This is a genomic window from Brevibacterium aurantiacum (assembly GCF_900169065.1).
Classification (GTDB): domain Bacteria; phylum Actinomycetota; class Actinomycetes; order Actinomycetales; family Brevibacteriaceae; genus Brevibacterium; species Brevibacterium aurantiacum.
The window spans coordinates 1-12,098 of the sequence record NZ_FXZB01000030.1 but is presented as its reverse complement, the minus strand read 5'-3'; the positions used below and the strand labels follow the sequence as shown (position 1 = coordinate 12,098).

12 protein-coding genes and 1 pseudogene are annotated in these 12,098 nt (G+C 58.3%); 11 read left to right on the top strand and 2 right to left on the bottom strand.

Annotated features, from left to right (window positions below; genetic code table 11):
* Positions 1–85: 85 nt before the first annotated feature.
* From BAUR9175_RS16835 to BAUR9175_RS16815, 5 genes and pseudogenes are all read left to right on the top strand, one after another.
* Positions 86–509 (top strand): annotated as a pseudogene (locus tag BAUR9175_RS16835) (transposase); the annotation flags it as partial.
* Between the two features lie 138 nt (positions 510–647).
* Positions 648–1,493, top strand: a complete 846-nt coding sequence (locus BAUR9175_RS16830; RefSeq protein ID WP_241211298.1) for an arsenic resistance protein — start codon at positions 648–650, stop codon at positions 1,491–1,493.
* A gap of 127 nt (positions 1,494–1,620) precedes the next feature.
* Positions 1,621–2,574: a cytochrome c oxidase assembly protein gene (locus BAUR9175_RS16825; RefSeq protein WP_101584622.1), complete on the top strand. Its 954-nt coding sequence runs from the start codon at positions 1,621–1,623 to the stop codon at positions 2,572–2,574.
* A gap of 406 nt (positions 2,575–2,980) precedes the next feature.
* Entirely contained in the window at positions 2,981–3,577 is a 597-nt protein-coding gene (locus BAUR9175_RS16820) for a copper resistance CopC family protein (RefSeq protein WP_101584619.1), read from the top strand.
* 91 nt (positions 3,578–3,668) lie between these two features.
* Complete coding sequence (locus tag BAUR9175_RS16815; RefSeq protein WP_101584617.1) at positions 3,669–5,594, top strand: bifunctional copper resistance protein CopD/cytochrome c oxidase assembly protein; 1,926 nt, start codon at positions 3,669–3,671, stop codon at positions 5,592–5,594.
* Between the two features lie 195 nt (positions 5,595–5,789).
* On the opposite strand, the gene BAUR9175_RS16810 is transcribed toward BAUR9175_RS16815, so the two are convergent.
* Both BAUR9175_RS16810 and BAUR9175_RS16805 read right to left on the bottom strand, forming a co-directional pair.
* Positions 5,790–6,569: a cytochrome c biogenesis CcdA family protein gene (locus tag BAUR9175_RS16810; RefSeq protein WP_101584616.1), complete on the bottom strand. Its 780-nt coding sequence runs from the start codon at positions 6,567–6,569 to the stop codon at positions 5,790–5,792.
* On the bottom strand, positions 6,566–7,195 hold the full coding sequence (locus BAUR9175_RS16805; protein WP_009884429.1) for a TlpA family protein disulfide reductase: 630 nt from the start codon (positions 7,193–7,195) through the stop codon (positions 6,566–6,568). The genes BAUR9175_RS16810 and BAUR9175_RS16805 overlap by 4 nt, the downstream gene beginning before the upstream one ends.
* A gap of 146 nt (positions 7,196–7,341) precedes the next feature.
* Here BAUR9175_RS16805 and cmtR point away from each other — a divergent pair, with 146 nt between their 5' ends.
* The 6 genes from cmtR to BAUR9175_RS19985 all read left to right on the top strand — a co-directional run bounded on the left by cmtR (position 7,342) and on the right by BAUR9175_RS19985 (position 11,996).
* Positions 7,342–7,716: a Cd(II)/Pb(II)-sensing metalloregulatory transcriptional regulator CmtR gene (cmtR, locus tag BAUR9175_RS16800; RefSeq protein ID WP_009884428.1), complete on the top strand. Its 375-nt coding sequence runs from the start codon at positions 7,342–7,344 to the stop codon at positions 7,714–7,716.
* Positions 7,713–9,710: a heavy metal translocating P-type ATPase gene (locus BAUR9175_RS16795; protein WP_009884427.1), complete on the top strand. Its 1,998-nt coding sequence runs from the start codon at positions 7,713–7,715 to the stop codon at positions 9,708–9,710. The genes cmtR and BAUR9175_RS16795 overlap by 4 nt, the downstream gene beginning before the upstream one ends.
* Before the next feature lie 26 nt (positions 9,711–9,736).
* Positions 9,737–10,357, top strand: a complete 621-nt coding sequence (locus BAUR9175_RS16790; RefSeq protein WP_101584614.1) for a DsbA family protein — start codon at positions 9,737–9,739, stop codon at positions 10,355–10,357.
* A complete protein-coding gene (locus BAUR9175_RS16785) occupies positions 10,338–10,964 on the top strand; it encodes a vitamin K epoxide reductase family protein (RefSeq protein ID WP_025777896.1) in 627 nt (208 codons plus the stop codon). Before BAUR9175_RS16790 ends, BAUR9175_RS16785 begins: the two co-directional genes overlap by 20 nt.
* Before the next feature lie 230 nt (positions 10,965–11,194).
* Positions 11,195–11,797, top strand: a complete 603-nt coding sequence (locus BAUR9175_RS16780; protein ID WP_069599207.1) for a recombinase family protein — start codon at positions 11,195–11,197, stop codon at positions 11,795–11,797.
* Position 11,798: 1 nt separating this feature from the next.
* Positions 11,799–11,996: a helix-turn-helix domain-containing protein gene (locus BAUR9175_RS19985; protein WP_069599208.1), complete on the top strand. Its 198-nt coding sequence runs from the start codon at positions 11,799–11,801 to the stop codon at positions 11,994–11,996.
* Positions 11,997–12,098: the final 102 nt, after the last annotated feature.

The window sequence follows — 12,098 nt, the reverse complement described above, 5'->3', positions numbered from 1 at the left end:
TCGGCGCGTACATCGGCGGATTGAGTGGCAATGTGATCTAACTGTGATCTTCAGCATGATGGTCCGATGCGTTGTGCCGCCGCACAGGATCCTGCTTACCTGCGGCAGTCTGCTCGCCAAGCGTCAGTTTGAGCGAATTTTCGATCTTTTCGCCGATCCGAAGCCCCCTGCCGAAGTCAACGTCACCTGGAGCGTGTACCAAGACAACGTGATCGCCCGCCGGAGTACCGACCGCCACGAAGGCAGGAGACTTCTGGATGCAGCAATCATCGGAGCTTCCAGCTGGATTGGTGGAGTTAAAACGCTTGGGACGCACGTTGTGGCGGCGAGCGGCCGATGCTTTGGCCTACTGCGCCGGAACGTCGAACCCGCCGACGGAATCGATCAACGGCAGGCTTGAGCATCTGAACGGATCTAACCGGGGGTTCCGCAACCTCACCCATTACATCGCCAAGTGTCTGCTCAAATCGGTTGGATTCAGACCCGTCTTACACTCTCGTTTACGATGAGCCGCTTTAGGCGAGGGGGTCATTGTCAGGTTCCTTTCGAGCGAACTCATTACCAAGACAACCCAACTACCTCAACCTAAGTTGAGGTCAAGTCTGAGGTCAAGCCCGAAGTTTTTACATCGCCAGGGCGAGTCGCGGGTGGGGCCAAATGAAACCGTCATACTGGGGCCACTTCTGGTTGACATAGCCAGAGCCGTGCGCGACTTACGGTTCATAGGAGCGACGGTCACCTTAAACTTCGTTTTCGTTCCACTCATCGTCTTCGGCCTTTCACGCTTCATCGCGGGCGACCAAGCACTCCTTGTGGGAGTACTCCTAGTGTTACTGACTCCCTGCATCGACTACGTGATTGTATTCTCCGGCCTGGCGGGGGCATCGAGCGATCGCCTGCTCGCAACAGCTCCGATCTTGATGCTGGCCCAGATGGTGGCACTCCCGGCCTACCTGCTGATCTTCATCGGACCCGAGGTTGTCTCAGCCGTCGACCCGAAACCGTTCGTTGAAGCGCTGGTTATTCTGATCATTATTCCACTTGCCATGGCAGCCATGACACAGAAACTGGCCGCAAGGAACAGGGTTGGTAGGGCCGTTATGGCCACGATGGAGAGTTTAATGGTGCCCTTGATGATGAGTACCCTCGCCATCGTTGTCGGGTCCCAAATCGTCGGCGTGGGAGAAGAGGTCGCCTCACTATGGACCGTCGTACCGATCTACGTAGCATTCTTAATCGTCATGGTCCCGGTAGGCCTAGCCACCTCAAGGATCTTCAGGCTTGATACCGGAAGTACGCGGGCGGCTGTTTTCAGTGGTGCCACCCGCAACTCACTGGTCGTGCTGCCGCTAGCATTGGCGCTACCGGAGCCGTTCACTTTGGTGGCCCTCGTAGTGGTCACTCAGACACTAGTGGAGCTTGTCGGAATGGTTGTCTACGTCAAAGTGATTCCGCGTATCGTCACACAGCACACACCAACGACCCCCATTTAGCATCGACAAAAGTCCTGACGAGTGACCGACTGTCAGCCAGCAGATCTTGTTCTCGACTGCGTAGGGTCGGCGCGTAGTCTTTGGTGAGAAGCGCGTCCATTTCTAAGACGCCGAGGAAGGACATTCAATGGCAGATTTCACCTGGGTTCCCACCAAAGCCCCCTCGATTGAGACCTTCCTTGGCTTCGAATTACAACCAATCCCGGTCATTCCCGTCCTCGCCGGGATTCTCGCCCTGTTCTACATCATCGGGTGGATTCGACTCGCAATCCGGGGACGTCGCTGGCCGGTCTGGCGGGGAGTGTTGTTCCTCCTCGGTTGCCTGCTGCTAGCTGCAGTCATGGGGCTGGCCATCGAAGGATACGGGCAAGTAATGTTCTCAGTCTTCATGTTCCAACAGATGACGCTCATGATGGCTGTACCACCTCTTCTACTCCTTGGTGCCCCAGGGACCCTTCTTCTACGTTCGTCACCGCGGAATCTACCCGGGCGAATCGTCCTCAAACTCGCAATCTTCGGTCTACGCTCGTGGGTGGGCAAGGTCGTTGTCCATCCACTGTTCTCGATTCCTCTATTCCTCGTCCTCTTCTATGGCCTCTACCTCTCGAATGCTGCGAATTTCGTGCTGAGCTCAGGCATTGGTGGCCATATCGGCCTTGAACTCGTCTTCCTCTTCACTGGAATCATCTTCAATGCGACGCTCATTCCGGCAGACCCGCTTCCTGTGCCCGAGTCTCACGTTGTACGGATTTTTCATTCTTTTCTCGAAGCCGGCCTTCACGCGTTCTTCGGTGTAATTGTCATGATGGCAACCCTGCCTTTAGTCGACCGATTCACCCAGATGCCAGCAAGCTGGGGCATAGACGTAATGGAGGACCAGAAGCTTGCGGGCGGTATTGCTTGGGCCTACGGCGAGGGGCCAGCGGTAGCGATTCTCCTCGTCGTACTCATTACTTGGTCTCGTCAGGAATCGAAGAACAATGCAGTCCGTGATCGCGAAGTCGCACTTCACGGAGACAAAGACCTTGATGCCTACAACGAGTACCTCAAGGCACTAAACCGCGGTGAGGTCACGATCTGAACACCCAAACGCACTCCCATAATGAGTAAAACTTGGTACAGCTCAGTTCTATTTCCCAGTCAACGCATTCCTGCATCCTTCGCACAGTCAGCATGCACTGTATAGTCAGTGAATGCTGACTATAGCCCTTTGTGTCGCTGTAAAGAACCGACCGGTCTCCTGCCACGCCGTAGTGTCTGACCTCGGTCTCACGCGGGTGAACGTGGCGAACTAGTGAATCTGTGGCCCTGGTCGGTGGTGGCTCATGCCTTTCTTGCCGCTGTTCGACAGTACGGACACAACGTGACACTCCTGGCCACCCACAGAGGCGATCGAAAGCCGTGCACTGGCACTTAAGAGGAGTAGTCACGGATGGCCCCAGACCCAGCACTGGTACTCTAATCCCGTTGTCTACAGGAGGTAGAAATTGGCGCTCACAGTGATCCCGCGACCCACGAACCGGATGTTAACCGTTCTCGCACTGGTGTTGGTAGCTTTCCTGCTGCCTGTCGCACCAGCCTCGGCACACGAAGCCGTGACCGGGACAAACCCCGAAAATGGGCAGAAACTCAGTACCGCCCCCGAGGCCATCGAAATTTCGTTTAGTGATACACCACTGTCGATGGGGTCGAAGATCCAAATCACCGACTCTTCAGGCACGAACTGGTCCAAAGGAGATGTCGAAATCGATGGCGACGCCGCTGTTCAACCCATCAAGTCCGGGGCGCCTGCCGGAGAATACACAGTGACCTGGCGAGTGGTCTCGTCCGATTCTCATCCGATCGACGGCACGTTCTCCTTCACCGCGACGAACGGTGCCCGCGATTCCTCGGCCCCTAGCCCCAAACAGACAGAGAACGACTCCGCGGCCCCAGAACCCTCGCAAACGGAAACCGCGCAGGCTACTGACGAAGAGGACCTGAAGTTCCCCGCGAGCTTCATCGTCGTTTGGATCCTTCTCTTTGTCGCAGCGGTGCTCGTTATCGTCACGCTCGTCCTGCAACAGAAGCATAAAAGGCAATGAAACATGAAACAGCACTTTGAGCGGCGAGGCCACACTGATGAATAGTGCTACTCCCGGTCGTCGGGCCATGAGCGGGCGCTGGCAATCCATAGTGTGGCTTCTGGCTACTCTGGCTGTTGCCATCGCTGCTGTCATAGCAAGTGCGGCCTTCTCCGGTGCGGCAGCAGAACGTGAGGCGTTGGACCCCGGGGCATTTGTGCGTTGGGCGCTACCGATCGCCTTGACCGTGCACCATCTGGTGTTGGGGGTGGTCGTTGGCTGCCTGATCTTCGCGGCAACACTCGTTCCGTCCAAAGACACTGACACGGCAGAAGAGGATTCGGCTGCCCATCCGGCATTCACTCGCGTGCGGACCGTTGCCGTCGCCGCATCGTTCGTGTGGCTGGGTTCAGTGGTGGTGGTGACGGTGCTGACCTATGCCAATCTCGTGGGCCAGCCAGTGTCGGGTAGTGCGGCCTTCTTAAGTCAGCTGACCTACTTCCTCACTGACCTCATCGTCGGTCAAGCCTGGGGTGCAATCACCGTCATTGCCTTCCTCGTTTGCAACTTAGCCTTCTTCTTTCGTTCCACCACCGGCCTGGCATGCACAGCCCTGCTCGCGCTGACTGCCATCGTCCCCATTTCACTCATCGGTCATGCTGCAGGCAGCGACGACCATTACGCCGGTGTCGGTGCGCTGGCTGTGCACTGGCTCGGAGTCCTTGTCTGGGTTGGTGGCGTTGCAGCACTTGCCGTGACCATCCCCGTGCTGGCCTCAACGAGTACCACGCTCGTGACAAAATCGGTGATCGCCCGCTTCTCTGCACTGGCCGGCGTGGCGTTCTTCCTCGTCCTTAGCTCCGGTGTGATCAACGCTGCCCTCCGCCTCGGCGAATGGGACGGGCTGCTGAGCCGCTACGGTCAGCTGATCCTCATCAAGTTCTCGGCAACCCTGCTGCTCGGAGCCATCGGATTCGCCCATCGCCAATGGGCCATGACCCAAGTCCGAAGCAGATCCGGCACACTACTTGCCTGGCGATTGGTCATTGCCGAAGTCCTTATCATGGGCGCAGTCATCGGCGTCACCGCGGCACTGGGACGAACAGCCCCTCCTGTCCCGCTTGAACTCGAGCCAGCGATCACCCCCGCCGAAGTCCTCACCGACTATCCCATGCCACCGGCCCTGACCTGGTACCGGTGGCTCAGCGAATGGCGGTGGGACTGGCTCTGGTTAGCGTTCATCCTCACTGCTGCCGCCGTCTATCTCCTCGGAGTGCGCAAGGCTCGCATGACTGGAGACAAATGGCCACGGAAACGCACCGTCAGCTGGTTCACCGGCATTGTCCTGCTTGTTTATGTCACGTGTGGTGCCCCGACGATCTACGGCATGGTCCTCATCAGCGCCCACACCGTCATGCTCCTGGCCATCGCAGTCCTCATTCCACTTCTCCTGGCGATCGGAGCACCCCTGGACTTGTTGCGCCTGAGCGTGCCCCGGCGTACCGACGGCAGCCGAGGACCGCGGGAATGGATCGAGGCAAGCAACCCGACAGTCAGCACCGTGGTCAGGGATCCGCTGCTCAGCGGTACAGTCTTAATCCTTTCGTTCGCATTGTTTTACTACACTCCGTTGTTGCGACTGGCATTAGATTTCTGGATCGCCCACCAAGTAACCAATCTGTACTTCCTGATCATCGGATTCTGGTTCATGACCACGGTCATCTGCACTCAATCGAAGTCGCGAACTCGTCGCCGGCAGATCCTTACCATTGCTGGAGTCGGTGGTATCCTCCTGCTCTGGGCCAATATGCTCGCATTCGGTGTGAGTCCGGTCCTCGAGGTGGACTGGTTCAGCAGCCTCGACCGAACATGGGGGCCGTCAATCGCCGTCGACCAGCAAAATGCAGGCACGTCAGTTCTCCTGATCGGGGTTGCCCCTCTGGCAGGAGTGCTCGCCACGTTCCTTTCGTACAAATCCCGCCCAACTTCCAGCGATGCGACAGACACCAATCGGTCCTTACCCGATGTCTCCCGCTGATTAGATGGAACGGTGTACGGTGACGAAAGGGAAGTACTTTCCTGAAGAAATAGTCGAGTGTGTGGCCCTCATGGCAAACGCCGTCGTTGCCACACACGGTACCGCCTGACACAGCCGATGAATGCGAACAACCGATGGTTGAGCGAGACGCATCTGTGCTGCCTATTCATTTCCCTTCAGACGTGAATGGTCGTTTCAGACCACGGTGGAAAATCCACCAATAAGTCCCTGCAGTCCGTTGACCCATTGAGTCCAGACTCCAGTGATCAGCAGTATTCCGATTCCGATGAGAACGGCCCCTCCGGCACGGGTAATCGCGACGTGGTGATCTTTGACCCACCTCATGCGACCGCCGCCTCTGATGAGTAGCAAAGAGACAAGCAGGAAGGGAATGCCAAGACCCAGGCAATAGCTGAGAGTCAATATGGTTCCGCGAAGTAAGGCACCGGATCCTGTCGGCCCGAAACTGGTCGTCAAGGCAAGTACTGCCGCTAATGTCGGCCCCATGCACGGGGCCCAGCTGAACGCGAACGTTCCGCCGAGAAGCGGTGCTCCCCACAGTCCCGCCTGAGGGCGGCTCTTGATACGCCACTCCCGCTGGAGGAGACTCAACCCGCCCATGAAAATGATCCCTGCCACGATGACGATCGCACCCATGATGCGATTGATCACGTCCGCCCAGGCGCTGAGAAGTATCCCCGTGAGAGAAAAGACGAGTCCAATTGAGACGAAGACAGCTGAAAAGCCAAGCATGAACAAAAACACACCAATGACCACGCGGAATGTCTTCTGATCTTCGAGTGACTTACCAGCAAGTCCAGTGACATAGCCAAGATAGCCAGGCACCAGTGGTAACACGCATGGCGACAGGAACGAGATGATCCCGGCAACCACGGCAATCGGGATCGCCAGCAGCATCGGGCCCGAGCTTGCTATCTGTGAGAACTGTTCACCGATCGTTGCCACAGCGATCACGTGTCCTTGGTGATTACATCGGAAATAAGGCCGTCGAGAGTCGAGCGATCGACGATCCCGACGACACGAGCAGCAGGACGACCTTTGGAATCGAGAACCACCGTCGACGGTACGGCCTGAGGTGGAAGAAGACCGCTCAACGCCGCAACTGCCTGACCTTCCTTGTCGAGCATGGAAGGATAAGTGATGCCGAATTGTCGAGCAAATGCGTTGGCCGCGGGGGCTTCATCTCGGACATTGATGCCTAGGAAGGTCACTCCCTCCTCGCGGAACGATTCGTAGCTTTCCTGAAGGTCTGGTGCCTCTTCTCGACACGGTGGGCACGCTGCGTACCACAAGTTCAATACCACTGGACTGCCCTGCCATTCTTGCAAGTCGAAGGCATCCCCGTCCGTCGTTTTTCCAGCCAACTGCACAGGAGTTGAGCGTTCCGCTTCGGGAATCTGGGTGATCACCCCCGTGCCTGACACATACCCCTGATCATTTGATCCCGAAGAGTCCCCAGCGTTCTTGTCGGAGGGTGCGCATCCGGTGATCGCGGCCAGCATGACCGCTAGAACAGCGCTCCCATAAGCCAACCGGGAGAAGGCATAAATTCGGAATCGCTGTGCATACGCGTCTCGCACTGGGGCCTCCTTGAGGTAACAGTTATTAGACGTTATTCTACGTTATGTAGAAACATGGTTCCCGCTACTTCCGCCGTCGCTCACATGGGCGAGATTGACGGCAACATCCTCCGCTGAAGGGTCAGTCATTGATGTATAGTCATTGTATGCTGACTATAGCTTCTCGTGTGAATGTGATGAACCGCTTGGGTCGGGCCATGGCAGATGGGACACGGTCACGGATCTTGCTGTCCCTGCTGGATCGGCCTGGCTATCCCGCGCAATTGGCACGTGATCTGGGGTTGTCGCGGACGAATGTGTCGAATCATTTGGCCTGCCTGCGCGGTTGCGGGATCGTCGTGGCTGAACCAGAGGGGCGACAGACCCGGTATGAGATCGCAGATCCCCACCTTGCTGCCGCGCTGATGGCGCTGGTGGATGTGACGCTGGCCGTCGACGAACACGCACCCTGCATCAATCCGACATGCTCCGTCCCCGGGTGTTGCACGCCCCAGGACCCCGTAACGAAGGCCCTGCAGTGAGCCGCGAATGCTGCGGACCCGATGACGCAGCCCCAGACCCTGTCGACGCCGACGCGGTCGCTGAGCACGAGGAGGTGCCCCCGTGGTGGCGCGATCGCTCCCTGGCGCTGCCGGTCGCCTCCGGGCTTCTGTGGGCCACTGGCCTGATTCTGCAATGGATCGGTCTGGAGATTCCGGCACTGGTCGTGTTCGCACTTGGCTTAGCAGCCGGCGCGTGGACATTCGTGCCCGGCACGCTGAAGCGTTTGTTCACAGCCACCGGTCGCGGGCGCTTGGGTGTGGGGCTGTTGATGACGATTGCCGCGATCGGTGCTGTCGCGCTCGGCCACATCGGAGAGGCAGCAGCGTTGGCGTTTTTGTTCTCTGTTGCCGAGGCGCTGGAAGACCGGGCAATGGACCGGGCACAGCAGGGGCTGCGTGCCTTGCTCTCACTCATCCCCGACACTGCCCGCATCTCCCGATTGACTGGCGAAGAGACGATCCCGGCCGCAGACGTCCGCGAGCTCGACGTTCTAGTCGTCGGAGCTGGAGAGCGAGTCGCCACTGATGGAGTTGTGACCTCTGGTCGATCGTGGGTGGATACCTCGGCGATCACGGGAGAATCGATCCCGATCGAGGTCGCCCCTGGAGACAAAATCCTGGCCGGGTCAGTCAATGGCACGGGAACTCTCAGCATCGAGGCCAGTGCAGACGGGCGTGATAACTCGTTGACGAAGATCGTGCATCTGGTCGAGCAGGCACACGCAAACAAAGGTGAGCGTGCCCGCATGGCTGATCGTATCGCTCGGCCCTTGGTGCCGCTCGTCCTGATTGCCGCTGTGCTGATTGCCGCATTTGGGTTCGTCGTCGGCGACCCGAGTACCTGGATCGAACGCGCTCTCGTGGTTCTGGTGGCAGCATCACCGTGTGCGTTGGCGATTGCGGTGCCGGTCACGGTGATCTCCGCGATCGGGTCGGCGAGTAAGTTGGGTGTCGTCATCAAGTCTGGTGCCGCGTTCGAAGAGCTTGGCACCATTCGCCGGGTCGCGTTCGACAAGACCGGCACTCTCACTCGCAACGAGCCTCGTGTCGTGGCCACCCACATCAGTAACGACCACACGGAGGCAGAGGTTCTCGATCTCGCCGCAGCACTGGAAGCGACGAGTACCCACCCGTTGGCGCAGGCTATCAGCGCCGCCACACCAACCCGACTGGAAGCCGTTGAGGTCCAAGAACTTCCTGGACACGGTCTCTCTGGAACAGTGGAAGGCCGTAGGGTGCGCGTCGGCAGCCCTCGGTGGATTACCCCTCACGGATTGACCACACAGGCTGCCGAGCTAGCCGATCAGGGCATGAGCATTATCGTCGTCGAAGTCGATGATCAGATCGGTGGAATCATCGGTATTAGAGATGAGTTGCGCCCTGAGGCGACTGAAGCGATTGCGGCATTGCACGATCAGGGTATCTCGACAGTGATGCTCACCGGTGATAACGCCCGTACTGCCGAGGCGATAGCTGCTCAGGCCGGCATCGATGAGATCCATGCCGAGCAATTGCCTGAGCACAAGGCCGAGCGTATCCGCGCTTCCACCGCTCAGGTACCGACGGTGATGATCGGGGACGGCATCAACGACGCCCCCGCCTTGGCCTCGGCGACCGTTGGCGTCGCAATGGGCGTGAGCGGATCGGCAGCTGCAGTGGAATCAGCCGATGTCGCATTCACCGGCACCGATCTGCGCTTGATCCCCGATGCTCTTGCACATGCCAAGAAGGGCCGAGGGATCATGACTGCCAACGTCGTCTTGGCTTTAGCAATCATTGTGGTGCTCTTTCCGTTGGCCCTGTTCGGTGTCCTCGGCCTCGCGGCTGTCGTGCTGGTGCATGAGGTTGCGGAGGTGGTCGTGATCCTCAATGGCGTCAGGACCGCCCGTTCGAAACGCCGTATCTACCCGTCCGATGCCCGGGACGGAAGCACTCCGTCCTCGACTGCCCCAGTGAAAGCGAGCGACTATTGAGCCGCAGCGTGAAAATCTCCCTAGCAATGATCGGCGTCGCCGCTCTCGTCCTCGTCGGCTTGCTGGTGTTCAATAACGACAGCAACGAACCCAAACCGGAAACTGCTCCCACCAGTGCAGACACCGCCGACTTGCTGGTCCGCGACGATAGCCCCCGCCTGTCTAAGGGTAGCGAAGCAGTGTTCGTGGAATTCCTAGATTTCGAGTGCGAAGGTTGCCTGTCGCTTTATCCGGTCATCGAGGATCTGCGAAAGGAATACGGGGACCGTGTCACTTTCGTCGTGCGGCACATGCCCTTGCACAACAACTCCGTCAACGCTGCCCTGGCCGCCGAGGCGGCCGCCGAGCAGGGCGAGTTCGAGGCCATGTATCAACGCTTGTTCGAAACGGTAGACGAATGGGGCCACCAAGAGACATCACAGCGCGAAAAGTTCTCCGGCTATGCTAAGGAACTCGGCCTGAACATGGAGCAGTTCACCGCAGCCTATGATGATCCGGCTACACTCGAGCGCGTTGAGCAGGGTCAGAAGGACGGGCAGGCCCTCGGGGTCACCGGCACTCCAACGTTCTTCCTCGACGGTGAGAAGCTCCAACCCGAAAGCGTCACTGACCTAAAGGAAGCCTTCGATGCTGCCCTCGAAGACTGAGACTGGCAACAACAGGGAGACACAAGAAACCGCGTTTAAGTCGTCTCGTGGCCTGGGAGCATTGTTCGTCGTCGGCGGGCTCATCGGGTTGATAGCGGCTGTGGTCTTGCTGGTGGAGAAGATGACACTAGCAGCCAATCCGGATTACATCCCCAGCTGCAACGTCAACCCGATCCTTTCCTGCGGGTCGGTAATGGGGACTCCGCAAGCCGCCGCTTTTGGTGTCCCGAACCCGATCATCGGCGTCGCAGGTTTCGCCATCGTCGCAGCTATCGGCACAGGTCTTCTCGCTGGAGGGCGATACACAGCCTGGTATTGGGGCACCATTCAGATCGGTGTAACGTTCGCGGTCGTATTCGTGCATTGGTTGATTTATCAGAGTCTGTACGTCATCGGGGCACTGTGTCCTTACTGCATGGCAGTGTGGGCAGTGACGATCCCCATCTTTTGGTACGCCACTACCCGAAACCTCAGATCCTTGAGCAAGGGACAAAAGTGGATCACTCTGGTCAATGAATACCGGGGAGCGATCCTGACTGGCTGGTTCCTCCTCATCATCGTTCTGATCGCCAACCGCTTCTGGGACTACTGGACCACTCTCGTTTGACCCTCAACGCATCGAGGCGTCACCGCACTAGGTAGTCTCGATACGCAGCGGAGGGACTTGGCCAACAGAGCTGCCATTTTGGTCTGTAAAAGGACCGCCATCTACCTCTGCAACTCACAGACTTCAGCTCAGTCGCGTACTCACGGGGTGCGATCTGTCTTGCTAACTCGTCTTGACGCAGAGTGTCTTAGAGTCGTGACTTCTTGGGATTTATGAGGCATTCTTAAGACATGAGGCTTCTGGGATACACGCGGGTCAGTACTGCTGGCCAAGATGCGCAGCTCCAACTCGATGCACTCGTCGGTGCGGGAGTCCAGAAACGAGATGTGTTCTCAGATGTGACCTCTGGGAGTAAGACGGCGAAACAGCGACCTGGAATGAGGCGGCTGCTCGACTATGCCGAAGACGGCGACACTGTCGTCGTGTGGCGCATCGACCGGCTCGGCCGCTCACTCCTGGACGTTCTGGCAACCGTGAACCATCTCCGAGACCAGGGAGTGAAGGTCCGTTCCGTTTCGGACAACATCGACCCTGAGACTTCATCGGGTCGGATGATGTTGGGAATGCTCGCTACCCTGGCCGAGTATGAGCGTGAACTCATCACTGAACGCGTCAATGCAGGCATTGCCGCAGCTAAGCAGAACGGCACCAAGTTCGGGCGGCCGCCGGTAGACCCGGACGAGATCGCCCAGAAGCTCTCTATCGCTGAAGACGCCCGCGCCAAAGGACGCACTGCTGAAGACGCGGCACGCTTGGTGGGCTGGTCAAGAGCGACTTTGTATCGACACCGTCAGGCCGCCGGCACTCACGACACACTGGCGGAGCCGGTGTGAGATGGACGGGCCGGAGAAGTGGCGCATCCTTCGGCTCCACGTTGAAGACGACATCGCTCTGACAACTCTGGCCCAAGACACCGGTCTCGGCTTGCGCACCCTGCAACGCTGGCACCAGCACTACAAGACCGGTGGGATCGCCGCTCTTGAATCACAGACCCGACACGACTCTGGTTCTAGGGCGTGTCTCCTTTATTGACCATTCCAGGACTGGCACGGTGGAGACGTGACTACACAGCAACGACACCGAGTCTTCACTGATGAGCAGTGGGAGAAGATCGAACCACTTCTGCCCTCAAAC